25 protein-coding genes are annotated in these 23681 nt (G+C 68.2%); all 25 read right to left on the reverse strand.

The annotated features are described in order from the left end of the window. Positions 1–23 precede the first annotated feature (23 nt). Positions 24–419, reverse strand: coding sequence for a hypothetical protein (locus tag BLR68_RS15845; RefSeq protein WP_040570484.1), 396 nt, complete (start codon positions 417–419; stop codon positions 24–26). Positions 420–453: 34 nt separating this feature from the next. Continuing rightward, positions 454–780 carry a hypothetical protein gene (locus BLR68_RS15850; RefSeq protein WP_018186040.1) on the reverse strand — a complete coding sequence of 109 codons (327 nt, stop codon included), beginning with the start codon at positions 778–780 and terminating at the stop codon, positions 454–456. Continuing rightward, a complete protein-coding gene (locus BLR68_RS15855; protein WP_018186041.1) occupies positions 777–1169 on the reverse strand; it encodes a hypothetical protein in 393 nt (130 codons plus the stop codon). The genes BLR68_RS15850 and BLR68_RS15855 overlap by 4 nt, the downstream gene beginning before the upstream one ends. Further along, positions 1150–1404 carry a DUF7455 domain-containing protein gene (locus tag BLR68_RS15860; RefSeq protein ID WP_018186042.1) on the reverse strand — a complete coding sequence of 85 codons (255 nt, stop codon included), beginning with the start codon at positions 1402–1404 and terminating at the stop codon, positions 1150–1152. Before BLR68_RS15860 ends, BLR68_RS15855 begins: the two co-directional genes overlap by 20 nt. Before the next feature lie 39 nt (positions 1405–1443). Then, the gene (locus BLR68_RS15865; protein WP_018186043.1) at positions 1444–1926 is read right to left on the reverse strand and encodes a hypothetical protein; all 483 of its coding nucleotides are present in this window, start codon (positions 1924–1926) and stop codon (positions 1444–1446) included. 15 nt (positions 1927–1941) lie between these two features. Beyond that, the gene (locus tag BLR68_RS15870; RefSeq protein ID WP_018186044.1) at positions 1942–2577 is read right to left on the reverse strand and encodes a hypothetical protein; all 636 of its coding nucleotides are present in this window, start codon (positions 2575–2577) and stop codon (positions 1942–1944) included. Further along, positions 2574–2822: a hypothetical protein gene (locus BLR68_RS15875; RefSeq protein ID WP_018186045.1), complete on the reverse strand. Its 249-nt coding sequence runs from the start codon at positions 2820–2822 to the stop codon at positions 2574–2576. Before BLR68_RS15875 ends, BLR68_RS15870 begins: the two co-directional genes overlap by 4 nt. A 2-nt stretch (positions 2823–2824) precedes the next feature. Further along, complete coding sequence (locus BLR68_RS15880) at positions 2825–3424, reverse strand: hypothetical protein (protein WP_018186046.1); 600 nt, start codon at positions 3422–3424, stop codon at positions 2825–2827. A 383-nt stretch (positions 3425–3807) separates the two neighbouring features. Further along, positions 3808–4185, reverse strand: a complete 378-nt coding sequence (locus tag BLR68_RS15885; protein ID WP_026302787.1) for a DUF732 domain-containing protein — start codon at positions 4183–4185, stop codon at positions 3808–3810. A gap of 2 nt (positions 4186–4187) precedes the next feature. Next, a complete protein-coding gene (locus BLR68_RS15890; protein ID WP_018186048.1) occupies positions 4188–5993 on the reverse strand; it encodes an FtsK/SpoIIIE domain-containing protein in 1806 nt (601 codons plus the stop codon). Positions 5994–6077: 84 nt separating this feature from the next. Beyond that, entirely contained in the window at positions 6078–7214 is a 1137-nt protein-coding gene (locus tag BLR68_RS15895) for a hypothetical protein (protein WP_018186049.1), read from the reverse strand. Then, the gene (locus BLR68_RS15900) at positions 7211–8266 is read right to left on the reverse strand and encodes a hypothetical protein (protein ID WP_143015806.1); all 1056 of its coding nucleotides are present in this window, start codon (positions 8264–8266) and stop codon (positions 7211–7213) included. The genes BLR68_RS15895 and BLR68_RS15900 overlap by 4 nt, the downstream gene beginning before the upstream one ends. Before the next feature lie 23 nt (positions 8267–8289). Further along, entirely contained in the window at positions 8290–8841 is a 552-nt protein-coding gene (locus BLR68_RS15905) for a hypothetical protein (protein WP_143015807.1), read from the reverse strand. Between the two features lie 22 nt (positions 8842–8863). Next, the gene (locus BLR68_RS15910) at positions 8864–9280 is read right to left on the reverse strand and encodes a hypothetical protein (RefSeq protein ID WP_018186052.1); all 417 of its coding nucleotides are present in this window, start codon (positions 9278–9280) and stop codon (positions 8864–8866) included. 22 nt (positions 9281–9302) lie between these two features. Further along, on the reverse strand, positions 9303–10106 hold the full coding sequence (locus tag BLR68_RS15915; protein ID WP_018186053.1) for a hypothetical protein: 804 nt from the start codon (positions 10104–10106) through the stop codon (positions 9303–9305). After that, positions 10103–11101 (reverse strand): hypothetical protein, encoded by a 999-nt coding sequence (locus BLR68_RS15920; protein WP_143015808.1) that lies wholly within the window; start codon positions 11099–11101, stop codon positions 10103–10105. Before BLR68_RS15920 ends, BLR68_RS15915 begins: the two co-directional genes overlap by 4 nt. A gap of 107 nt (positions 11102–11208) precedes the next feature. Further along, entirely contained in the window at positions 11209–12675 is a 1467-nt protein-coding gene (locus BLR68_RS15925; protein ID WP_176770697.1) for a hypothetical protein, read from the reverse strand. Between the two features lie 188 nt (positions 12676–12863). After that, positions 12864–15371: an ATP-binding protein gene (locus BLR68_RS15930; RefSeq protein ID WP_018186056.1), complete on the reverse strand. Its 2508-nt coding sequence runs from the start codon at positions 15369–15371 to the stop codon at positions 12864–12866. Next, a complete protein-coding gene (locus BLR68_RS15935) occupies positions 15371–16432 on the reverse strand; it encodes a hypothetical protein (RefSeq protein ID WP_018186057.1) in 1062 nt (353 codons plus the stop codon). Before BLR68_RS15935 ends, BLR68_RS15930 begins: the two co-directional genes overlap by 1 nt. A gap of 65 nt (positions 16433–16497) precedes the next feature. After that, positions 16498–17103, reverse strand: coding sequence for a hypothetical protein (locus BLR68_RS15940; RefSeq protein ID WP_018186058.1), 606 nt, complete (start codon positions 17101–17103; stop codon positions 16498–16500). 52 nt (positions 17104–17155) lie between these two features. Then, positions 17156–17977, reverse strand: coding sequence for a metal-dependent hydrolase (locus tag BLR68_RS15945; RefSeq protein WP_018186059.1), 822 nt, complete (start codon positions 17975–17977; stop codon positions 17156–17158). Between the two features lie 92 nt (positions 17978–18069). Further along, positions 18070–22374 (reverse strand): hypothetical protein, encoded by a 4305-nt coding sequence (locus BLR68_RS15950; RefSeq protein ID WP_018186060.1) that lies wholly within the window; start codon positions 22372–22374, stop codon positions 18070–18072. 10 nt (positions 22375–22384) lie between these two features. Continuing rightward, entirely contained in the window at positions 22385–22924 is a 540-nt protein-coding gene (locus BLR68_RS15955; RefSeq protein ID WP_018186061.1) for a nuclease-related domain-containing protein, read from the reverse strand. Further along, on the reverse strand, positions 22921–23082 hold the full coding sequence (locus tag BLR68_RS18235) for a hypothetical protein (RefSeq protein WP_018186062.1): 162 nt from the start codon (positions 23080–23082) through the stop codon (positions 22921–22923). The genes BLR68_RS15955 and BLR68_RS18235 overlap by 4 nt, the downstream gene beginning before the upstream one ends. A gap of 83 nt (positions 23083–23165) precedes the next feature. Next, positions 23166–23663, reverse strand: a complete 498-nt coding sequence (locus BLR68_RS15960; RefSeq protein ID WP_018186063.1) for a hypothetical protein — start codon at positions 23661–23663, stop codon at positions 23166–23168. Between the last annotated feature and the right edge of the window lie 18 nt (positions 23664–23681).

Here is a 23681-nt window from a genome sequence, read left to right on the forward strand (position 1 = left end):
CGTTGGGTGGCTCTCCTATGCGCTCAGCCCTCGATGCCCGGTGGGGGTTCTCCTGTTGAGCCGTCGATGACTACGCGGTCGCCGAGGTCCGACTCCAGCTGAACGCGAATGTAGTCCTGGCACATGTCGCCGGGCGATGTCAGCGTCGAGGTGACCGTGATCGTGACCGTCTCAGCGGTCTCCTCGACCTCTGCGATCGGGTTTCCGTTGCACGTGGGGAGGTGGACGACCTGAACGTCGCCGCCGTTCGACCAGCCGACGATCGGCTGCGGCCCGCGCTCGCCGGTGGACACGGGCGGTGGCGCCGGCGTGCGCTCGGGCGCGGGCTCGGACGGGGTGCACCCGACAAGAGCCGCGAGCAGGGCGACACCCACGAGGGTCGCTGGCGCGCGCCCTGTGAGGTTCGGTCGTCGCTTCATGAGTGTCACTCTGCCACCGGGAGCTCCGGTGAGGTCACATGCGGATTCCGTAGCCGCCGTCCCAGTCGCGTCGGGCGTACGGGTGGGAGGTGCCGACGGTCTGGGGGTGCCATTCGTAGGACATGAGCCCGGACGTGAACGACTCGATGCCTTCGTGGAACGCTCCGTCCCGAATCGCGTTGACCGCACGCTCCGACGTCGCATCGAGGATGTCGCGGAGAAGGCCGAGCGGGACGACGGTCGCGGTGCGGGTCGGTGAGGCTTCGATCGCGGCGGCAACTCGCGCGCGGACAGCGTCGAGTGTGCGGTCAGCGTCGTCCGCTCGGCGGGCAGCGACTTCCTCGCTGTACGGCTCGCTCACTGACCAGCCTCAGTCTCAGCCTTGGCCTTGGCGTCCTCAGCCTCACGCATGAGCTTGCGCTCCTCGTAGCGTTCGAGGACATCGCTGGCGCTGCTCGGGTAGTAGCCCTGGTCGGCGAGGAGGTCGTTGATTCGGTCGAACAGGTCCGTGTCCCGCTCATGGGGCGAGGTGGTCCGGGCGATGGACTCGAGGGCCTGGATGGCACGCAGATACCGCGCCGCCCAGGTGGCGCGGTCCTCCTCGTAGTTGTCGAGGACGCGGTCGTAGACGGCGGTAGTCTGCCGTGCGCTCGCCGTGAGGACGTCGCCGATGAACTTGAGGGTCTTGCCGTCCGCGCCGGTCTCAGTGAGGGGGCGCGGGCGCTCGACGTCAGGCGCTGATGCCGACACGGGTCTGATCTTCCAGGAGGCGAGCGCGTTCGTCGTGGATGGACGTGGCGATGGCGCGGAGCTTCTGTTCGTACTTCACGAAGTGGTGAGCGCAGTACAGCAGCTCCGACGATAGGGTCGGGCCGGTCACTTCGACGTACGCCTGCGCCTGGCAGGCATCACATCGGTCCATCGCGGTGAGGCGGAAGGGGGTGACCGTTTCGGCCGGGGCGGGGGTTGCTGCGGTAACGCTCATGGATCTTCCATGCGCGGTGGCAGCTGCCCGACGCGACCGTCAGTCCTGCGCGACCTCGACGGCGATGAGGGTGGCCGCGGCGAACAGGTCCTCCGCGGTCGTCGGGGTGCGCACGACGAAGTGCTCCGGGTCGAGCGCGGGACGCTGCTCCCCGTCGGACAGGACGTGCACGAAGCTCGCCTCGGCGCCGAGGCCCTGGAACCCCTCGTTGAGGTCGTTCACCCAGTCGGTGTCAGGACGCTGAGGGCTGACGATGACGGCGCCGGGGACACCGGCCTCTGCCTGTGCCCACGCGGCGTCGCCGGCGGCGGCGACCTGTGCGGGGAGCACGACGTTCTTGTACGTCAGGCTGGTGCGGTTGCCACTGTCGCCGGTCGCCTCGCCGAGGAGGCACTCGGCGAGCGTGCCGGTGAGGGCTTCGATGTCGATGAACGGCCAGTTGTTCTCGGCGGCGATGACACGGCCGGCGAGGACGCGATCGTCAGGGTTCGTGCCGGTGACGATGAGGATGGGTGCGGGCATGAGGGGTCCGTTCTGTTAGGCGCTCACGCGCTCGCGAAGCCACGCGTTGGTGATCTCGCCGTTGGGGTCAAGGAGGTCGGCTGCGTCCTGGTACATCGCGATAGCCGCGGCGTCCACATCGGCGAAGGTGAGGTGAGCGCCGGTGGCGAGGCGCCCCTCAGGGAGGGCTTCACGCGCCCAGGCGATTCGGCGGTCGGCGATCTTCGCATCGCGGATGAGGCTGGCCGCGCGGAAGATGGTCGCGTCGTCGAGACTCGTGTCCAGGGAGAAGCCCTCGAGCTCGCGAAGCCGGATCGCGTCGCCACCGTCAAACCAGGCACGGTACGTCTCGTGCACGGCCTTGATACGGTGCACGGAGATGTTCGTGGTCACCGCGCTCGCTGCGAAAGCGAGTGCCGCGAGGGAGCCGACGATGATGCCGATGACGAAGCTCGCATGCCAGACACAGAGAGTCGCGACACCGAGCAGGAACCCGGTCACGAAGCACTTGAGGCTCGCCATGTCGAGGCGGTCCGCAGACACGGTGCGTGCTCGCTGGGTTTCGACGAGTGCGAGGGCGTCCTTCACCTCGGGGTCGAGGATCCCGTAGTCCGACCGGTAGCGGTCCCAGTCAGCGCGGAAGATGAGACCCTCGCTAAGCCACCGGCTCACTGGCTCATCACCTCGTTGATGAAGCCGCCGAAGTGGTCCAACAGGGCGTCGACGATGCGCTGCGCTGCGTCAGCCCAGAGGAAGACCCCTGCGGTGGAGAGGAGGATCCCGAGGATGGCGACGGGCGAGTTCGCGAGGGTCGGTGCGCCGACGGCGTGGACGAGCTGCACGAGACCGAACATCGCGGCGACGAAGACGGCGATGACGATGGTCAGGCCCTCGGTGGAACGATAGAAGCGGGTCATGTTCAGCCCTTCACTCGGTTGCGGAGGTAGAAGCGGAATCCACGGATCAGGTCGTGCAGGATGGACACCCACGCGACCGTGAACAGGGCGTAGAAGACGGTGTGCCAGATGAGGCCCGTTCCCGCGGTTCCCGAGGACAGGAGCGCCGTGGCCAGCTCGATGACCGCGATGACGGCCCGGACGGCGGTGTCGAAGGTGATGACCCCCGCGACGAGAAACGCGAGCACTCCGGTGAACAGGAATGTGCGGAACCGCACTGGGACGGTGCCCTTCGGGAACTGAGCCCCTCGGACGACGCCGGGGCGGATGCCAGCGGCGTAGAGGCGGTCGGAGACGACGTCCACGACATCACCGCCGTACTCAGGGTTCTCGAGGAGGGCAGGTGCGTCCCGCAGGGCGTCCGCGACGACGTCACGGATTACGACGCGCGCGTCCTGGTCGAGCTCCTGCGACTCAGCGGCAAAGACCTTGATGGTGCGGCCTTCGTCCTGCACGTGGACGCTCGCGCCAGCAGTGCCGTAGCGACCGGTGAACGCGCGGCCGTCGATGGGGTCGATGACCTCCACGCGGGTCACGAGGGGCAGGGAGAGTTCTTTCGTCATGGGGGCCCTATGCGCGGACGAGGAAAGAACTGACATGGCCCCCGGGGCATGAGAAAGGGCGGGTCTCCCAGATAAGAGACCCGCCCTGCGGTTTCGGGTTCTTGCGCTCCGCTAAGCGCTCAATGAAGGCCCACTCTCAAGTGCCTTGCCCTTGCCCGACTCCCCGGCGGGGATGCTGTCGGACTCTGATGAGTACCCTGCGGCAAGTGCCACCAGGCGCTCCTCTTCCTCCGCGACCGCACTCGGATCCGTGTGACAGATGCAGGTGCAGCGCAGGTCGTGTGTCCGGCACCACTCGTGTGAACCCACGCCGGGAGCATGGCAGAAGCCACTCATCGTCATGGGGACACGGGCGCTGGACACGAGACCGCCTATGCGCGAGGTCAGCGCCCGGGTAGCGCCTCGGGGCAGAAAGCTCCCATTCCAGCCCCGGCTACGTGAGCAGCCTGCTCTCGGCTGATGCCGGCCTTATCCGCCGCCATCATGAGGATCAGTACCGCAGGGTCGTAACCGTGCTCGCGGACGTTCTCGCAATGCTTCACGGCAAAGGTCTTCGCCGCGGTAATGTCAACGTCCGGATACTTCCTGCCGACGGCAAGCTGGAACGCCAAGTCGGCCATCTCCTCGGCAGAGAGCGGGACTTGCGACGCAGTTGGGGCGGGTGCGGGCTTTGGTGCCATTGACGCCCCGACAATCGTCAGCGCGATGAGGGCCGCGAGAATGGCGACAGCCGCGATGCCCACGATCTTCAAGACTCTCACTGCTACTCCCCACCACCCTTGGCCTGCTTCGCCTGGACGGTCAGCAGGTGCTTCGCGCGGTTGGCGGCCTGGCGGGGGTCGAGCTTCTCGCCGGTGGTCGGGTCGATCTGCCAGTCCTGGAGCTGCTGAGGGCCGGCGCCGAACCTCTTCTCCTCGAGTGCGGCGGACTGAGCGGCAGCGGCGGCCTCGGGGAACGCGTCCTTCACCTTCGCGGGGCTGGGCCGGGTGATCGAGTCCAGCTGGTCGGGGTTGTGCCCGCGGATGCCGCGCTTGTTGAGCTCCTTGATGAAGTCCTTCTCGGACGCGTAGAACGACTTGAAGACGGCTGGTCGCTGCGCCTCGAGCTCGGAGACGCCGACACCCTTGGGGATGAGGCCCTCCGCCTGCTGGATGTGCTTCGGGATCTCCGGGGCGGCGGTGACGTCGGCGAGGATGAGCTTCCGGTTGCCGTCGGTCGCTCGGGCGCCCAGCAGCATCTTGTTCCCGAGGTTCGTGCGGAGGGCAGTGGTGATGCCCGTAGCAGTCGACGCGACCTGGGTGGCCAGAATGAGCTTGAAGCCGACAAACCGCTGTTCAGCCGCAATTTTCTGGATGTAGGACTGGATGAGTGCAGAGGCTGTCGCCTTCGACTCCGCCTCGATGACGAGGGGGTGGTCAGACGGCAGGCCGCGCGGGGGCTTCTCGTTCGCCGGGGCGAACAGGCCGGTCACCTCGTCGCAGACGATGAGGACCGGTGGCATCGTGGCGAGGACGTCGGGGGGCAGCTCGGTGAGCTTCTTGGCGCCGTAGCGCTTGAGTGTCTCCGCGCGGCGGTTGCCCTCGTTGTAGAGCTCCTGCAGCATGACGGCGTTCTCTTCGTACGACTCGCATCCCCACCCACCGGGACGGACGAACGGTCGCCACAGTTCGTAGTCGACCGCCTTCGCGGGAACGTCCACGACGGCGAGTTCGGCGCCAGCGGCGATGGCGCCGGCGACGATGCTGTTCAGCGTCACACTTTTTCCCGACCCCGACGTGCCTCCGACTTGGCTGTGTGGCGCGTCCTCCAGCCGCAGCCAGATGACCTCGTTCTGCTCGTCGCCGCGGGTCGCGAGCGCCATGCCGAACGGAATGGGGTTGACCACCCCGGGGCTGGCTTTCGGAAGCAGGTTCATCGGGTAGGGGATGGACCCGGGGAAGGTCGGTGGCACGGAGGGGACGATGTTGCCCTTCAGCGCGACGGGGTCCGACTCCCAGTACCAGCCGAACTCGCCAGCGATGGTCTCGGCGACCTCCTGGACCTTGTCGTCGTGCTTGGACTGCATGTAGGTGGCGGGGAGCTTCACCTGGTACCCGTTCGCGCGGGAGCCCTTGACCTTCAGGTCCCAAGCCTTCACGCCGATGGCGGTGGCGATCGCTTCACGGACGCGGACCTCGTCGAGGGTCATCTTCGCGATCTGGGCCTTGCCGAGGTGCGGGTTGAACTCGCTCAGGTAGTAGCCGGGGTACATCTCCTGCAGCCGGGCGGCGATGCCCTCAGCCTCGGTCGCCTTCGCGCCGGTGGGGATGGAAACGCTGCGGACGCCGCGCTGGTCCTGGTCGATCTGGGTGATGGCGGACTGCCGGTAGATCGTCAGCTTGTTCGTGTTCGGGTCGAAGCTGAGGACCTTCCAGTCGGAGCGGTTGTCGCCCATGTCCTCGGAGACGGTGGAGCCGCCGGCCTTGCGCTTCTCAGCCTCGACGACCTTCTCGAAGATGCGCGCGACATGCTGCGAGTTGTTCGGGTCGAACCCCGCTGGCGGGGTCAGCGAGAGGGTCTGCATGGTCATGGTGAGAGTGAGTCCTTCCGTTGCCGGTTACCCTGCGGCGGGAACGACGAAGCCCCCGCCTTAGCGGGGGCTTCGTGAGGGCTCTCAGGAGCGTCGGCGGGAGAACAGCCGGCGCCAGAGGCTGGGCCGCGGTGTGTTCAGTTCGTGCAGCTGCATCGCTACTACTCGTTCCAGGTCGTTCAGGTAGCTCTCGTGCTCCCAGTCGTCGTCGCCTTGGAGCTTGTGCATGGCGACGCGGTGCAGGAGGTTGCGGTAGCTGATGGCCGCAGCGCGGACCTCGTCGCTGTCGTGCCGGAACGTCCCGGCGGGCGCGCTGTTGACGGCGCGCAGGTGTCCGTTCGCCTTGAGGACGGCGACGATGTCCACCTCGTTGTTCGCTTCCCACGGGCTGACCTTCTTGCCGAGGGAGCGGATGACGTTGCCGTCGACCTTCCCGGCGGCGATCGCGACGGCGAACCCTTCGAGGTTCCCGTAGTGCTCGTTGATGAGGTTGCTGGTGATCGGGCACGCCTGTGCGAGCAGTTCGAGGTACCGAGGGTTCCATGCCTTGGTGACGACGGGCTTGCCGGCCCACAGGTCACCGGTGGCGATTGCCTCGTCCCAGATGGCGTTCGCTTCCTTGGCGACCTCTGGGTCCGGGTCCTTCTCCTCGACCATGTTGATGTCGTAGCCGGTGTACACGCGCGGGTCGCTCACGTACGCCTTCGGCAACTCCTTGTCCGCCGTGGCGAACTTGACGAGCTCAGGGTCGACGCCCGGGAAGTGTGCAGTCCAGTCGCGGTCCTCGTCAGAGGTGGGCAGCGTGCCCCCGCCGGTCACGAAGTCGTAGCGCGACGCGATGAGGGCAGCACGACGCGCGTCTTCCTCTGCGTCGGCCCGGCGCAGTAGCTCAGCCTGAGCCTTCGTCTCTTCGCCCGTGCCCGCCGCCTCCGTCGCCGCCCAGTAGGCGTCGTAGCGGGAGACGTCGCCCTCGCTGGCGTACTGCCAGTCGGCGAGCTCGCCGTCCGCCCACTTCCGATCGCGGGGGTTGAACTCGATGATGGGCAGGTCCCCGTCCGCAGTGTCGGTGCGCACGAGCGGGAGCCCCTTCCGGGGGTTGGGGATCTCGCGGGGTGCTGCGAGTTCCTGCTCCGGCATGCTGTGCTCCTGGTTCCCGAACTGGCCGTTGTGCCGGCGGGCTGCGTCCTGCGCGGCCTTCGCCACGCGTGTGATCTCGCTCATGCGCTCAGCTCCACAATATGTGCCGTGCCGCGGCCGCCGAGCACGCCGGATTCCGGGCCGAGGGTGTCGGTGATGTTCTTCACGAGCTGCTTCTCGAGCTGCTCGCCGACGATGATGTACTGTCCGTCGGCGTCCCAGAACTCCAGCGGGTACTTGTGGTGGTCGTGCTGGACGGTCACACGGACCGCGCCAGGGACAGCGTCGCCAACGATCGCGCGGATGACACCTTCCTCTGCTTCCTCCCGCTCGGCATCCAGGGCGGCTGCCTGCTCGCGGAGCGAGTCAGCCTCGGACTTGCGAGCAGCGGCGACGGCGAGGAGATTCTTGACCGACGGCGCTGGCTGCGCAGCGACAGGTTCTGTGAGGCCGTTGAGCTTGCGGTAGTCGATGTACGCCTCCAGGTCGCCCTGGTCGATGTCGAGCGCGTCGAACGGCATCTCGCCGTGGATGAGTGCGCCCTGAGGCTGCAGCGTCTGGACGATGTGGTCCTTATCGGCCCACGGGTCGATGCCGATGAACTCCAGGGTCTCCAGCGGCAGGGCGTCCAGGACGCCGGCGATGTCGACCTCCTGGGTGCCGACGATGATGCCCTCATCGTCATTGTTGTCGCGGTACTCCCGGTGGGTGATGGAGGCCTTGATCGGCTGGCCCGGCTCGAACGACAGAAGTTCGCCGGTGCCGGCGGCCGCCTGGGCGGACCGCTCCGCCGCTACGGCAGCGAGGAGGTCGAGCTGCTCGGGGGTGACAATCCCATCCTCCTGATCGTTCACTGCGTGCCAGTAATCCTCGTACCGGGCGTACTCGTCGTCGGTGGCGTAGCGCCACTCGTCCGCGTCTTCCCCAGGTGTGCTGTGAGGCTGATTGTGGGCGATGACTGGTGTGAGGGTGTCCGCGGTGGAGGCCATCACGAGGGGTTTCCCGTCGCCCCACTGGATCTCGCGATCGGCGAGAGCGACCTCGGGGGCGCTCTGGTCCTGCTTGCCGAACTGGCCGTTCGTGCGGTCGCGGTGGTTCTCGCGGGCAGCCGCGTCGGCGGCGTTGATGTCGGTCATGTCTGTGATGTACGCGGGCGAGGTCACATGTGCTGGTCGAGCTTGTTGTACGCCTCGTTCTCGCTGCTGTGCTCGGAGGGGACGAAGGTGAGCTCGTCGGTGTCGTCGATGTCGCCTCGGAAGGTCCCGACGATGTTCAGGTAGTCGCGGACGTCGTAGTCCTCGTCCTCATCGTCCTCGTCGCGCTCCGCGCCGTAGCGGTCCTCGAAGCGCTCCGCGGCGATGTCGAGCGCCTCATCTTCGGTCACGGCCTCGACGAGCTCGGTCTCGTGGTCGTCGCCCTCGATGAGCCAGACGATGCTCTCGCCCTCGCCCTGTGGCTCCGGCATCCGCTCGATGGTCGTGCCCTCGGCGGCGTACTCGAGCGCGTGCACGCCGCACAGGGCGGGCTCAGAGCCCGGCGCGCGGTAGCCGCGGGTGACGTTCTCGAGCCGGTATTCTGCCGGCTGCCCGCACCCCTCGGTGCAGGTCTCGGAGTAGCCGAGCGTGATGGACGGGGCGGTGTTCGTCTTGGTGGCGAACTGGCCGGTGGTGCTCTCGCGGGGGTGCAGGGTCTCGTTGAACGAAGCAGTCATGAAGACCATGTACCCGGCCGGCTCAGCGACCGAAGATCGCCCGTCGGGCTTTGGACGCGAGCCCCGGCACCTTGCGCGCGGCGGCGGCGACGTCGGGGAGAGCAACACGGTCGAAGTCCGCGGTCTCCTTGTCGAGCTGCTCCTTTGCCTCGGCGACCTCAGCGGCTGCTCGCTCGGCATCGCGCGCTGCCCACCGGGAGGCCACGTCGGCACTGTCCTCGACCGGCAGCGACCGGAGGTGCGCAAGTCGCTCCTCGGCCAGAGCCGCAGACGCATCGAGCCGCTGCCCGTGGGCGTAGAGCTCATAGCTCATCGTTCCGCGCTCGGGGATCGCCTCGTCGCCACCGAGACCCAGCTCTGGGTCTGAGTGCCGCTGGACGCCGAACCGGCCGTCGGCGCGGCGCGCGTTCTCGCGGAGGAAGTCGTTGTCGAAGGTCATGCCTCGGATGTACGCGGCGACCTCAGAACCCGATCTCGGGGCGACTGTGCGACCGCGGTGCGAACGACCCGGCCGTGCTCTTCGCGCTGGTCTTGCGACGCATCGCCGCCGGCTTGTAGAGCACGCCGGGCTCGGTGCCGGCGACCTCGCTGACGAGGTTCGTCAGGGTCTCCGCCTGCGCGTGTGCGTACTCGTCGGCGGCGACGGCGGCCTTGCCCCAGTGGTGACGGTGCTCGGTGATGAGGCCGAGGATCTGCTCGGCGCCGCTCTCGAGCTCGCGGCTGATGTGGGTGCGCTCCGCCGCGGTCAGCTCACCGATGCGACCACGGAGCTCGGCGACCTCGCTGGTCACGTCGGTGGGAACGTTGGCGTAGCCGGCGAGCTTGTTCCGCGCGTTCGAGACAAGCCCACGGCGGATGTCTTCCGCAAGGTAGCGGGGGACGCGGCGCTTGGGGGCGCCGTTGCAGTAGTCGCTGCGCTCCCAGGAGTATCGCTCGCGCGCGAAGCGCGGTGACTTCTCGTGCTGAACCCAGAGTTTCGCAGCGAGGTCGTCGAGGTGCTCGGGGTTCTCGCTCTCGAACGGGCTGGCCTCGCCGGCGACGGGCTGCGAGACGACCGAGTAGCCGGCCGGGTTCGCACCGTCCCAGGCGTCGTGGGCCTCGTCGTAGGTGGCGTGGCCGGTGCTCACCCACTCGAACTCGCTCATGTCGAACTCAACGCGGCCCTCATCGTCATCACCGTCGTACCACCGGTCGGCGCGGTAGAAGCCGCGGCTCCACGTGCCGTCCGCGGACTGCCAGACGACGTTCTCGTGCGGGGTGCTCACTTGCCCTCCCGGAAGTAGAACTGGCCCTCCTTGGCGAGGGTCCGCCGACCGTTGCGCTTGCCCTTCTCGATGTACTCGACGTAGTCCTGCCCGGCGGGGGACACCCACCGGCGGACGCGGACGTCCTCGCGCACAGCCCAGCCGGTGCCGCCCATGTAGAAGCCGGCGTGAACCAGGGTGCCGCGAATCGTCTCGCCCTCGGCGAGCTCGGTGATGTCGAGCTTCCGACCTCCGGACGCGATGAACTCCGCCTTGGTCACCTCGAGCTCGTCGAGAGCGCGGAGGTTCTGCAGCATGTAGATGGCCGCGTCCTCAGCCTTGTCCTCGGTGCCGGCGAGGGACGGGATCTGCCCCTTGAACCTGTCGTTGTAGACCGTGTCGAAGCCGGGTCGCTTCAGCTGGTCGAACGCGGCGAGGTAGTCGGCCATGTACGGGCGGACCTGCTCGTGGTCGCCGTAGTTCCCGTTGAACACGAAGGGGCCGGGCGGGGCCTCCCCGAACGCCTCGACCCACTCCTCGTCGGTCATGTCGTCGTCGACGTCGGAGACGCCCGGCTCGTAGCGCGGGTCGCTCTCCTTGATGCCGGCCGGCTCGAACCAGACCGTGTGCTCCTTGCCGGTGAGGTTCGTCAGCTCCGTGGCGAGGTGCTGCGCGGCGTCGAGGTCGCCCTCGAATCGCCCGCATGCGTCGCAGCGCTGGATCCCGTCGGGGGAGTCCATGCCTGGGAGGACGCCGGCGAGCTGGTAGCACTCGCAGTCGTGGTCGCCCTCGAGCATGATTCCGGTCAGGTCGACGGGTTCGCCGTCCACCTGCAGCCACGGGTTCGTCTCACGGGCGATGCGAACGTCCTCACCCGGCGTCCACTGCTTCTGCGGCTGGGAGGGCGCGGCGATCGTCAGTTCGGGGGCGGAGTGCTCCTGGTTGCCGAAGCGGCCGGTGGTCTTCTCGCGGTGGGTCTCGCGTGCAGCCTCAGCCGCGGGGTTCATGTCGGTCATGCCCACCATGTACCCGGCGCGCGCAGAAGCGCCCCTCTCGAGAAGAGAGGGGCGCTTCACGTCCGGGGCGAGCCGTCCACCACCACGCGGGTGGCTCGCCGTGCGGGTCAGTAGACGAGTGCTGCGGCAGCAGCGTCGAAGGCGAGAGCCAGCTGAGCGGGCTCGGCCAGGGCCGGGGCGCCGGGGGCATCCAGGAACGTCTCGGCGGCGAGGGTCCACGCCTCGGTCTCACCCGTCTGCAGGTGCTCGTCGTACGCCTTGATGGCGGCGGTGAGGAGGGCGGCGAGGTCGTCACCGTCACAGGTGCGGACCATGATGTCGCGGATGCGCTTCTTGGTCGCGGCGCTCATCGGCTCGGGCAGAGCGAGAGCGCCTTCGACGACCTTCGTGAGGCGGTCCCAGCGTCCGTTGAGGGCTTCGATCATCGTCTCGATGTTGTCGAGGGTGTAGGTCGCCCAGATGTTCAACCACGCGTCCGAGATGGCGTCGTTCGGCTCGCCGAGCTCGGCGCCGAGGATGTTGCCCCACTCCATGAAGGAAGCGACGGCGAGGGTGTCATCCTCGTCCAGCTGCTTGATGAGCTGCTTGCGGGTGTCCACGTCGGGGATGACCGGGGCCGGCAGCTGCGTCTGGGCGAGGAAGGTGCGAGCGACGATGGCGGACTTCTCCGCCGAGCGGCGCGAGCGCACACCGGCGGTCTTCTGCTCGCCGCGCTCCTCGGCGGCCTTGTTCTCGGCCTTCGCCGCGGCGACGGCGTCCTCTTCGGCGCCGATGAGCTCCATGATGGCGAACGCGCGGGTGTCGGCCTCGTTCTCGATGGCGGCGTTCTCAGCCGACTGGGGGAGCTGGTCGGGGGTGAGCTTGACCTCGGGGCGGCGGTAGCCCTCGTCGCCCTCGTCGTTGGGGGTGTCGAAGGTGGTCCGGTGCTTGTCCTCGTTGATCTTGATGCGCTTCATGAGGTTGAAGATGGAGCCGTCGAGGGTCTTCACCATGTAGCCGACGACGTTGGTGCCCTCGAGCAGGTCCTTGAGGTCCAGGCCACCGCCGGGGTTCTCGAGGATCTTCTGCTCGATGACCTCGGCGAGACGGACCGACAGCGCCATCCGCATCTTGTGCGGCTCCTGCATCAGACCGTGCCAGGCCGTCGAGACGCGCATCGTGTAGTCCACGAGCTCGAGCGAGGGGTCCAGCAGCAGCCACGTGATGTAGCGCTTGGCCTCGACGATGGGGTCCTTGCAGTCCTTGACGTGGTCGAGGGCGAGGTTCAGCAGGCCGGTGCCCGACTGGGAGGGGAGCGGGGCCGTGGTCTTGTACTCGCCGTCGACGAGGTACTCGCGGATGGTGGGGCCGTAGGCGAACTCACCCTCCGTGTTCGTGGTGTCGCCGGTGTAGCTCAGGCGGATGCCGTTGCCCTCGTAGGAGTAGGTCGACCGGCCACCGGAGAGCTCCAGAGCGGTGCGTGCGATCTCGACGGCGACGGCGTTGACGCGCTCGTGCTGGCGGTCGTAGTTCGGGGTGGAGGTGGACGAGCGGAGGGCGTCGCGAGCGATCGCCGCGATGGCAGAGGTGTTCATGCCGGGCATGTACGCGGCGTCTGCAGAAACCGAAGAGGAGGGGGCGATGGCGGTGGTGGTGTTCATGCCGGTCGCATGCGCGCAGTCCCTCTTTTGCACCGTGACACCGCCCTGATGAGGGCATGAAAAAGGCCGGTAGAACCGGACTTCTGTCCGACCTACCGGCCTGATCCATAGGGGCGGAGGCGCTACACCGCGAGGTGCTCCTGCGCGCTCACGGCTTCCTCGCGTAGACGGGCTGCGACATCGTCCGGGTTCGTCGACGCCTGAGCGAGGAACGAGGCCGGCATGATGACCGTGGTGGCGGCGAAGCGCTGCTTCAGGTCGCCGTAGTAGAACTCCGACCCGCGCAGCAGGGAACGCTTGCCGGTGATGCGGTCCCGCTCGGACCACAGCGCCTTCAGCGAGTTCCAGTTCGCGCCCTGGTCGCCGGCGAGGGTGTCGGGAGCGATGACCCGCGAGTGGGTCTCCGGCCGGGACGCGCCGAACAGTTCGAGCGCTGCCTCAGCTTCGGTGGAGTCGGAGATGTGGCCGATGAGACCGCGGGAGAAGTAGCCCTTGAGCCCGAGGTTCAGTGGCCCTGTGGGGGTCTGCGTGTAGAAGATCGGCAGCACGTTCATCGAGCGAGCAAGGCGGCCCGTCTCGTTCAGCTCGTCCGGGGTCGCGCGCTCGAGCACCCACGCCTCGTCCATGTGGAGGACGCCGCCGCGGCCGCGCAGGGCGATGAGGGATCCGCGCATCAGCATGCGGAGCAGGTTGATGGACTGCCGCATCTCCGAGCTCATCTCCTCCGGCGCGATGGTGCGACCCATCGGCGGGAGGGTGAGCGGGGCGCTGCCACGCATGAACAGCGTGATGGAGTTGGACTTCGCCAGCGACGCGCCCTCTGCCGGCGGTGTCATCCCGAACGTCGCGCGGAACTTCGGGAAGGTGTTCGCGACTCGGAAGACCGGCTCGATAGCCTCGCGGGTGACCTGCCCGTCCTTGAACGCCAGGGCGAGGGCCTGGCCGGTGACCTTCGCGCCGCGGCTGACGCCGTAGCGGATGGCGTTAGCGACCTCGGCCTCGTACTTCCGGCGATCGTCGTTGCCCCACGGGTTGACGTTGAAGAGCATGTCCGCAGCCAGCGGGATGCCCTCCTCCGGGGTCGGGTAGAGGGTGAGCGGGTCCAGCCCGCCGTCGGAGGTGATGAAGTCGTCGAAGCTGCGGACCTGGAACCCGGGGATGTCCATGAATGCGGCTCGCAGGTCGCTACCTTCCTTCGGGTCGATGATGACCGTCGGGGTGGTCATGAGGCCGTGCTGACGCGCAATCCACTGCAGCAGGACCGTCTTTCCGGAACCGGTCGCCGCTCCCACCAGGCACAGCGGGGCGGAGTCGCCGGCGGATGCCGCCTTCGGGGACAGGTAGACGGGCTGCTTGTCGGCGGTCAGGCCGATGAACGCACCGTCCTTGTCGCCGACGCGGGTGAGGTTGCTGAACCCTGCGTACGCGACGGAGGTGGCGGGGACGTCGTGGAGGTTCGGGTTGCCGCGGACGTTGGAGCAGATCATCGTCTCGTGCCACGCCTGCAGCTGCCGGTTGCTCATGATGTGCAGCTGGCCGCCGGGGACACGGATGGACTCCTCATCGGAGTACATGCCAGCCATGCCGACGATGACGCTCAGGTCGATGAGGGTGGGAGGCATCGCGTCCTTGCCGATGTCGTACTGCCCCTCGATGGAGGCGACTTCGGCTTCACGCTCCTCGCGCCGAGCCTGGTCCTTGCCCTTCTGGTATCCCTCTTCCAGGTCGGTGCGCATCTTCCGCTTGGTGCTCTTGAGCTCCTGCCGGGTGATGGTGGGCGGCTCGACGAATCCGCGGACGGAGATGACGCGTGCGCCGCGGCCGATGAGGTCGCTGGCCCACCAAGTGCTCGGGTCACTGACGGCGGTGTAGCCGAGGTCGAACTCAGCGAGTGAGGCGAAGGTGACGGCGCGGTGGTCGGGGAGGTCCAGCCACGGGTCGCACTCCTGCAGGCCCTCCTCTTCGGCGGCCTCCCAGGAGGATCGGCGGGAGAAGAAGTGGATGTGCTCCGCGTGGCGGAGCTCCGCGACAGGGCGCGGGTCGCCGAGGTTCCACCAGCCGTCCACCGCTGCCCAGTCGGCAGCATCCGGGTGGCCGAGGCCAGCGCGGTCGAACGCGGCGGACACCTGCTGGTAATCCTTGTCGTAGTCGGTCTCGAGCACCCCGCCGTGGAAGAGGGTCTGCTCGACGGAGTCCATGAACCCTCGGAAGGAGCCGTCACCGGTGGTGGGGACGAGGCGGACGCCGAGGAGGACCCGGCGGTCGTTGACCTCGAGGTCCTTGAACCACTCGTTGAGCTCGTCCTTGATGGGGCTCGACTCGGGGGCCTCGTACCAGCGGGGGAAGTTCGTCTCGATGAGGTGGAACTCGCGGTACTTCTTCCGGGCCATCTGACGGTTGATGCCGCGAGTGGTGCCCAGCGTCGCCAGCTCACCGAAGGCCTGCGCGAGCGGGGTGCTGATGTTCAGTGCCTCACTGGTGGTCTTCGCGTCACGGATGGATCCGAGCGGGACGGTGCGGTACAGCCACACCGAGTTGTCGGTGCCGGTGACTCGGCCGTCCGGCTTGGGCTTCTTCGCGCGCGACTCGAATACGGGTGTGCGGGAGATCTCGCTGTTGGCGGCGGCCATCAGTTCTCACCGTCCTCGGGCTCAGGCTCGGTGGGGACCGAGTCAGGGTTGGCGGGGGAGATCTGGGTGCCGGGGACGGCGTTGCCGTACTTCTTCAGCGTCGGGCCGGTGCCTGCTGGGCCCCACGCGACGATCTTCGGGCTGGCGGTGTGGGCCTGCTCGATGAGGACGTCGTACTGCGTGCGGGAGCCCTCGTTCTGCGTGTTGTCGCTCCACGCGATGACGAGCTCGACGCGGGCGATCACGGTCTTGGGCTCCTCCTCGCCGTCGACCTTGATGAACCCGGCAGCGGGGACGGTGGCCTGACGGATGCGAGCGCCTTGCAGCGGCATGTAGGCGTGGGTGGGGTTCTCATCACCGACGTACAGGCGGAGTGCATCACCGGAGTCGGTGAACGCCTTCGCCCACTGAAGGGCGGTGGAGGACACCGCGTCGGATGCCGGCGTGGTCGAGTACTTCGGCCACAGCTCTCCCGACCAGCCCTGCGAGGAGGAGGGGACACGGGGGAGCAGGCTCGGCTCGGCGGACGCGATCGCGCCGAGGGAGTCGGAGACGCTCACCAGGACGGTGGCGTCGTAGAAGAGGGGCACCCCGTTGACGTCGCTGGCCAGGGTGAAGCGGTGCAGTTCGGCGTCGTTGGCGGGGCTGTCGGAGGAGCTCTCCGCCTTCCCGCCGCCGGCGATGCGGGTGAACCCGTCCCAGGAGACGATGTAGCCGCCGGGGAGCGGGCCGGGCTTGGCCGAGAGCCACGCGGTCATCTTGGTGTGGGCGACCGACTTGCCGACGGAGCTGTTGACGTCAGTGGACCCGACGGGCTTGACCGGAGGCTCGGGCGGCGCGGTGGCGGCGCTGAGGGCAGAGAACATCGAACCGAACCCGATGATGATGAACACCCAGACGAGCACGCGGCGGCGGCGGCTGCGCGACTCGTGAATGGTGTGGGCCGGGGTGGCCTCGTTCACGCGCAGCAGGTCGTCCTGGGGCTCGTCGGTGGTGGCATCCGGCTCCGGAGCGGCCTGCTTCTTGCCCTTGGCGGGCTTGGTCTTGCGGGTGAGCGCCATGTGCGTCGTCTCCTATGCCCCTCGCCGCGGGTGCGCGGCGAGAGGCGTGTGGTGGATGGTCGGCCTCAGCCGAGAAGTGCGATGACCTTGTCCAGGCCTGCGATGTCGTCGGAGGTGAAGCTCTTGGCGGCGGAGGCGATCTTCGCGCCGGCCTGAACTTCCTTGGCCGGGATGGCGCCCTGCACCTTGTCGAGTGCGGTGAGCAGACCCCAGGTGCGTCGAGCGGTGTCGCGGTCGCTGGCGATTGCGGTGCCGATGACGACGGCGTTGTAGACGTCGTCCTCTCCGATGAGCTCGCGCAGCCCGTCGATGGCTTCGGCTGCGCCCTTCGCGCCGCTGAGGGTGGCGACGACGAGGTCCTCGGTGGCGGTGGTGCCGCTGCCGATGGCTGCGGCCAGGAGGTCGCGTGCGGGGCCGGAGAGCTCCTCGATGTCCTCGGCCTGCTTCAGGACGCGGCGGACCTGCGCTGCGGTGATCTTCGCGGTCGTCCGAGCGGGCTTGCGGGCGCGGGTCTTCTTGCTGGTGTCTTCGCGTTCGGTGGCGGCCGGCTGGTCTTCCGCGTCGATGACGTCGTCGACGTCAGGGTCGTGCCACGGGCTCCGGTCGAAGGCGTTGTCGATGGAGGGGACGGGCTCGCTGTTCGAGCCCTCGAAGTAGGAGGGGGTGCTCATGAGAGTGGTTTCCTTTGGTCGGTTGCGTCCCATACCCTGCGGCGGGGGTCGGTCAGATGAAGGGGAGCAGCAGGAACGCGGACGCCCCGATGCCCCAGAGGCCGTAGAGGGTCAGTGGGACGGCGAGCATGGATTCCCGTGCGCTGCCGGTGAGGCCGAGGATGGGCAAGGACCAGTAGCCGTTCTTCATCCAGATGCGCTTGAGCACGGGGGTGTTCTGCACCCACTGCGGCGGCTTGAAGTTCTTCGGCCAGGTCAGCGGCAGCCCGCCGACGGTGAGGAAGTCGCCGGCCATGTGGGTGACCCACCCGATGGCGATAGCCCACGGCAGCCACGACCACTGCTCGGGGAGCAGGAACGTGATGGCGGCGGAGGAGGCGAGCCCCACGAGCCACGCCATGCCCCAGGAGCGCACGACCTTGAGGACCTTGAGCGCGAAGCACAGCATCGCGGCCGCGACGACGCCACTGATGATGACGTACGGGCTGAGCGGGGTGGAGCTGACGATGCCGGGGATGGTGGTCAGGATGTAGGCGAGGAGGAACACGACGATCGCGGACAGACCCGAGTGGGTGCCGTGGCGGTGTCCGCCGGCGGCCTTTCCGACTGCGGCGGTGACGGCCTTGCCGACGCCGGGGATGGAGTAGGCGATCGTCGCATTGTGGTGGTCAGCGTCCGGCAGGAGCGCTGCGCCCGCGGCGACGAGGCCTCCGATGGCGACGGCGGCAGGATCCATCGGCATGACAGAGAACGAGGGGATGAGGTGGAGGGCGAAGGGCTGGCCGAGGACCTCGAGCTTGTGGAGCACGGGGGAGGTGGCGGTGACAGCGACCCACGCGGCGGCACCGGTGCCAGCGTGGTGGGCGCCCATCATGAGCGGGCTCCGGGGGCGGGGTTCTGGCGCATGGACGCCCTATGCGCGAGGGCGGTGCGGCCGTGGCGAGCGCCGCACCGCCCTCGCGGTGGTCAGAAGGAGATGTCGTCCTGGACGACCGGGGCCTTGGAAGGCGGCGGGGCGAACAGCTCGTCGGCGCCGGTGAGGTCCGCGGGCCTGCCCGTGGCGGGAGCGAACAGGTCCGCCGGGGCGGTCTCAGCGAAATCCTCGATGTCGAAGAGCGTCTCGGCCGGCCGTGGGGCGTCCGGTTCAGCCGCGGCCGCGGCGACCGGTGCCGGCTCCGAGACCTGTGCCGGCGCTTCGGCCTCCACCGGGACCGGCGCAGGAGGTTCGACCTTCGCCGGGAGAGGCTCCGGCTCCGACTCGGAGACGGCGTCCGCCAGTGACGGCATCTCGGTATGCAGGGTGACGCCGTGCTGGTCCGCGATGTCGCGGGCGATGTCCTCGCGCGGGATCCCGATGTCGTCGAGCTCGGCGAGGGCTTCATCTACCCACACGACCTCGTCGATGCCGGGGTTTGCGCGCAGGAGCAGGTGCAGTGCGTCGCCGTCTGGCCAGCCGGTCTCGAACCCGTCGCCGGTGGGGGCGGTCTCTCCGAAGATGATGTCGGAGCCGATGATGACCGTTCCGGTGAGCCCGGTGGGCATCTCGGCGAACTGGCCGGGGTGGAACAGTGGACGGTCCACCGGAGCGTCCTCGGGACCCTCCGCCACGTCCTCGGGCTCCGAGGCGAAGGGGAGGTCGGTGGGCGGCTCGAGCAGGGTGAAGGCGTCGATGTCGTCGGCGTCCTCCCCGGCGACCTCTGGGAGGGTGGCAGGCGCTTCGGGCGCGGAGTCCGTCGCCTTGTCCAGGGTCAGGGCGTCGCTGTCGCCGTCGTCGAAGGCGAAGTCGTCGAAGCTCAGGCCGAGGTCGTCGGCGCTCAGCTCGATGGTCTCCTCGTCGTCTTCTTCGACCTCGAACTCCTCCATGACTGCACCGAACGCCTTAGGGGCGGCCGAGCGGACCCGGTCCTCGAGGGCGGCGATGTCCACCTGGGTGTCGGAGTCGATCGGCGGGACGAGCTCCATCAGCCTGCGTGCCATCTCGTCCTGACCGCCGGGCTCGAACCAGGACTGAATGACGAGCGGGTCACCGGAGGTGCCCTCGAAGATGCCGCGACCCTGGGGGATGGTGGAGCCGAGGTTCGGGAGGATGGTGACGTCCTTGAATGCGGAGGCCATGTCGCCGAACGTCATCTTGCCGAGCGCCACGCGAGAGAAGTTCGTCTTCATGCCCTGCAGCCCCACGGCTTCGAGCTCGGGTGCCTTGATGCCCTGGCCGGCAAGGATGACGGTGATGCCGACGGAGCGCGCTTCGCGGCCGAACTTGCCGACCCACATGGCGAGCTTGCGGACGCCGTCGTTGATGTTCTTCCGTTGCTCGAAGAGGGCGAGCTCCACCTCGTCAGTGGTGTCCGGGGCCTTGAGGGTGCCCTTGGAGACTTCCTTGATGAGCGATTGGAACTCGTCGATGATGACGAACATGTGGCGGGGGCGCACGTCCTCGGGGAGGTCGCGGTAGTTGCCGACCCCGTACTGGCCGTTGAGTCGCTTGCGCTCGTTCATCTCCATGCCGATGAGCTGGGTGAGCTCTCCCGCGCCGAGGTGCTGGCCCTCACGCGCGAACCCGCGAATCCAGGGGGCGGCGAACTCGAAGTCGACGGCGCCCTTGGTGGGGTCCATGACGAAGATGTCCGAGCCTCGGAGGATGGCGCCGACGGTGAGGACCTGCATGAACGACGACTTACCGGATCCGGAGCCGCCGAGGACCATCATGTGGAAGTCGTTCTTCCAGTTCAGGGACACGGTGGACCCGTCGGTCGTGTACGCGAACGGGATGGAGTGTTCACCCTTGCCGCTGGTGTCGGCGGAGGCTTCCCAGTCGAGGACGGCGGGGAAGGGGATGGGGTTCTCCTCGGCTGCGAGGATGACGAACTGTGCGGGGGTGGCCGCGGGGCGGATGTCGACGTAGTCGTTCGCTGTCTCCGAGCGGAGCTTGTCGGTGGCCTCCTGGATCTTCCCGAGGTTCAGACCGGCCGGCATCGCGAACACGAGGCGCGTGATTTTCGGGTTCGTCTCGTGCGGACCGTTCTCGAGCATCATCGGGCTCGCGCCGTCAGTGACCGCGCGGATGCCGACGTTCTGGAACGCCTGCGCCCAGTCGAGCTTGTCGCAGTACGCGAGGGCCTGCGGGTTGGCGAACTTCACGCCATCGGCATGAGGCTGGGCGCCCATGACGATGTAGCAGCCGTGCTCGGACTCCTCGAAACGGAGCCAGCGGACGCCCCCGAGGGACTGGATGAGCTTGGGTGCGTTCTGCTTGAGCGTGGCTGCGGTGACACCGTCGTAGAGACGCAGGTGCACCTTCCACACGTGCCCCTTGGACGTCGGCCGAGTGAGAGCCTCCGCGGTGATGACCTCGGGGTAGGGGAGCTTCGCGTCCTCGAACGCGCGGTTGATGAGTCCGCCCATGACCCACTTCGCGGCCTCCCTCGCTCGGGGGCCAGGTGAGGCGATGTCGGCGGGGTTGGCGGGGACGGGGGCGGCGGCGTGGACGACGGCGAACCCTTGGGCGTGTCGGACGCCGGGGCCGATGCCGCCGGCAAGGGCACCGGTGATGCCGACGACCGTGAGGAAGGGTGCGGCCTTGAGGGTCGTGCGAATCCGCTCGCACATGTTCTTGGAGAAGAACTGCGCGGGGCTGAGGCCCTGGCCGACGAGGAACGGCTCGAAGGTGAGCTCGATCGTGGCGTTCAGGCGCTCGTGCTTGATGGCTGCGTACTGCAGGTGGGGCTGCTTCTCGCCCATCTTGAGCGCGTCGGTCCAGCGCTGTGCCCAGCGTGCTTCGTACGCGGCCTTCTCCATCCGGCCCGGCAGTGACCGGTCAAGGAGAGTGGCCTGCTCGAAGTCGCCGAAGAAGGTGGAGCGGCCCTCGGAGAAGATGCCGTTCTCAGGGTCCACACCGAGCGCAAAAGCGACCGTCATGGCGGATGCCAGTGGCGTCGTCCACGCCGTCTCCCACACGGCGACGGTGGAGTCGGGGGTGTGCGCTGCCTGCATGTCGAGGAGGATCGGGACGGGAGCGTTGAGCTCTCGTGCGGCGTGGAAGGCTCCGAGCTCGGCGGCGAGCTTGACCTCTTTCACGTCAACGGAGGGGTCGAGGGTCTGCACCTCCGCGTCGCCGGGGGCGACGATGACCCGGAACCGGGTGGCGTGCGCGGACCCGGCGACCGGCTGCCCCTGCGAGTCGGTGGCGGGGACGGTGAGCATCGCCGTGTTCACCTCGCCGCCGGCGGCGAGGTAGGGGACGACGGAGTTGTAGAGGTTGATGGCTTTGGCCGACCCCAGGCTCGGGGGCGCTTCGAAGGTGTCGACGACGAAGCTGCCGACACGCTCGTGGGAGGTCATCCGCACCTCGGGGTACTTGAGGCCCTCCCACCGGGGGACCCACTGCGCGCGGGCGGCGACCTGGTCGCGCCAGGCTTCGAGCCCGGCGGCGCGAGCGGCGCCGTGCAGGCATCCGCCGGCGGCCGCGAGAGCTGCGCCGATGCCGACCAGCCACGGGTAGACGAACACGTCCGTCGCCTCGAGAGACAAGAGGGTCAGCGGGACGGCGACCGCGATGGCGACACCGAGAAGCGTGAAGCCGATGAACGCTCGCCACGCACCGCCGTCACCGGCGGCTGCCTTCTTCGACAGGGAGGCAACCGTGACGCCGGGGCTCGGGTCAGCGATGGCAGCGTGCCGGCGGATGACGGCGTCCACGGCCATGATGACCGCGTACGCGTACAGGGCGTTCAGCCACGCGAGGTCCAGGGTGGGGTCGATGTCGGGCACCCACTGCTTGATGGCGGCGAGGGTGGCTGAGAGGGAGAGAACGACCAGGCCCGCGCCCACGGCGACGAAGGTCGCAAACCGTGACGGCACGACGAGCCAAGCGATCGCTCCGATGAGCTCGCCGAGCAGCGGGAACACCGGCTGAACCGCGGCGGGGAGACGCCGACTGAGGCGTCCGAAGAACTTCTTGCCGCCCTCGCGGAAGCCGCTCAACTGGGAGGGGGAGTTGACGAGCCAGTCACCGGAGGGGAAGACGGTCCGCCAGCGCAGCTCCATCCACCGGCGTTGCTGCATCTGGATGGGTTCAGGGTGCGGCTCCTTCGCGTTCACCTGCGGGGGCGCGTTGAACAGGAACGATGCGAGAGCGACACCGACGGCGATGATGACCGCTCCGGGAAGCTGGAAGTAGGTGGCGACGAGACCGCCGACGACCGCGGCTGCCGCGATGAGCGGAGCGAGGTTGGCGGGGGCCTGGTTCGCCGAGCTTGCGCGCTGGGCCATCAGGCTGCTCCTAGTAGGCGAGTCGGGCGAGTGCAGTGACTATGCGCGGGTCCGCGGCCTTCGCGGGGAACCGCAGCTGGGCGGGGTGGACCGCGCGGGGCTTCGCGTCGGGGTCGCCGGCGGGGCGGAACGCCCAGATGGAGACCGATCCGCGGGAGGGGTGGATGACCATGAGCGGGCGCTGCATGGTCGCGAGGTTCCCGAGGTACTGCCGGAGTCGGTTGTGGCCGAGGGGGAGCCCGCGCTTGTCGGCGTGGGGGATCCGTTCGAGTCCTCGGAAGGTGCGCCCGGCGAGGGTGAAGTAGAAGCCGGGTTTCCAGAGCTTCGAGTCGATGACCCACACCTTGCTGCCGGCGACGACGACGTGGTCGATGTTCGCCTTGGAGCCGGGGATGCGGAGGTCGTGGAGGACGGTGAACCCGCGCTTGACGGCGAGCTCGTCGAGGGCCTTCGCGGTACGGACCTCACCGACCTGGCCTGCCTTGGCGGTCGCGGCGGGGGCGAAGGTCGCGTTCTCGAGCGAGCCGCCCGCGCGGCCGATGCTGGTCACGCGCCGGCCTGGCTGACGAGGTCGACGATGAAGGACACGACGAACCACCCGGCGGCGCCGGCGAGGACGAGCCCCCCGGTGATGAGGCCGGGTACGGTGCGGAACCATGCCACGAGGTCGTCGCGCTGGCGGTTGGAGTCGTCTCGGAACTTGCTCATGCCGGGTACCCTGCGGCGAGCTCACGGCCGGGCCGCTCGCTCAGGCTCGCACCACGGCTACGCCACGGCGCTCACCTGCGACCTCAGCGGGTGGGGAGCTCCGACCACTCGCCGGGAGTGCCGTCGGTGAGGAGCACGAGGTTCTGGCCGGTCCATGCGAGGCGAACGGTGGTGGCCGTCAGGTCGGCGCCGTCGTAGGCGAGTGCTTCGGTCTTCCCGAAAATCTCGGGCTTCGTGGGCTTCTCGTCCGGGTACGCGAGCTCGTCGAACTGCTTGTCGCTCAGGTCGATCCCGTATCGAACGTCGGTTTCGGCGGAGAAGCGGTCGGCGCGCTCGGCGACAGACTTGGCGTGGGCCGCGTCAACGGCCTTGTGGTTGTGGTTGTCAAGAAGGGCCACTGCGAAGCCTGACGCGCAGACGATCAGGGACACGGTCACGCCTATGGCGATTGTCCGCGCGCGGCCACCGGTGAGAAGGAATCCGACCGCGCCGAAGATGCCGCCCGTCGTGAGCACGAGGTAGGCAGCGGTGACGAGGCCGTTCGCTGCTGCGGCCGCGGGAAGGATTGAGATGAAGTCCATGTCGCTGCCTATGCGTGC

Origin of the sequence: Microbacterium sp. 77mftsu3.1, assembly GCF_900100525.1 — a bacterium.
GTDB classification, from domain to species: domain Bacteria; phylum Actinomycetota; class Actinomycetes; order Actinomycetales; family Microbacteriaceae; genus Microbacterium; species Microbacterium aquilitoris.

Coding starts and splice junctions, on each gene's coding strand:
- BLR68_RS15860 (WP_018186042.1), bottom strand. CDS start 1,404: ATGAGCGTTACCGCAGCAACCCCCGCCCCGGCCGAAACGGTCACCCCC.
- BLR68_RS15910 (WP_018186052.1), bottom strand. CDS start 9,280: ATGACCTTCGACAACGACTTCCTCCGCGAGAACGCGCGCCGCGCCGAC.
- BLR68_RS15890 (WP_018186048.1), bottom strand. CDS start 5,993: ATGACCATGCAGACCCTCTCGCTGACCCCGCCAGCGGGGTTCGACCCG.
- BLR68_RS18235 (WP_018186062.1), bottom strand. CDS start 23,082: ATGAGCAAGTTCCGAGACGACTCCAACCGCCAGCGCGACGACCTCGTG.
- BLR68_RS15940 (WP_018186058.1), bottom strand. CDS start 17,103: ATGAGCACCCCCTCCTACTTCGAGGGCTCGAACAGCGAGCCCGTCCCC.
- BLR68_RS15865 (WP_018186043.1), bottom strand. CDS start 1,926: ATGCCCGCACCCATCCTCATCGTCACCGGCACGAACCCTGACGATCGC.
- BLR68_RS15935 (WP_018186057.1), bottom strand. CDS start 16,432: ATGGCGCTCACCCGCAAGACCAAGCCCGCCAAGGGCAAGAAGCAGGCC.
- BLR68_RS15895 (WP_018186049.1), bottom strand. CDS start 7,214: ATGAGCGAGATCACACGCGTGGCGAAGGCCGCGCAGGACGCAGCCCGC.
- BLR68_RS15920 (WP_143015808.1), bottom strand. CDS start 11,101: ATGACCGACATGAACCCCGCGGCTGAGGCTGCACGCGAGACCCACCGC.
- BLR68_RS15960 (WP_018186063.1), bottom strand. CDS start 23,663: ATGGACTTCATCTCAATCCTTCCCGCGGCCGCAGCAGCGAACGGCCTC.
- BLR68_RS15845 (WP_040570484.1), bottom strand. CDS start 419: ATGAAGCGACGACCGAACCTCACAGGGCGCGCGCCAGCGACCCTCGTG.
- BLR68_RS15925 (WP_176770697.1), bottom strand. CDS start 12,675: ATGAACACCTCTGCCATCGCGGCGATCGCTCGCGACGCCCTCCGCTCG.
- BLR68_RS15930 (WP_018186056.1), bottom strand. CDS start 15,371: ATGGCCGCCGCCAACAGCGAGATCTCCCGCACACCCGTATTCGAGTCG.
- BLR68_RS15900 (WP_143015806.1), bottom strand. CDS start 8,266: ATGACCGACATCAACGCCGCCGACGCGGCTGCCCGCGAGAACCACCGC.
- BLR68_RS15880 (WP_018186046.1), bottom strand. CDS start 3,424: ATGACGAAAGAACTCTCCCTGCCCCTCGTGACCCGCGTGGAGGTCATC.
- BLR68_RS15945 (WP_018186059.1), bottom strand. CDS start 17,977: ATGATGGGCGCCCACCACGCTGGCACCGGTGCCGCCGCGTGGGTCGCT.
- BLR68_RS15950 (WP_018186060.1), bottom strand. CDS start 22,374: ATGGCCCAGCGCGCAAGCTCGGCGAACCAGGCCCCCGCCAACCTCGCT.
- BLR68_RS15875 (WP_018186045.1), bottom strand. CDS start 2,822: ATGACCCGCTTCTATCGTTCCACCGAGGGCCTGACCATCGTCATCGCC.
- BLR68_RS15905 (WP_143015807.1), bottom strand. CDS start 8,841: ATGACTGCTTCGTTCAACGAGACCCTGCACCCCCGCGAGAGCACCACC.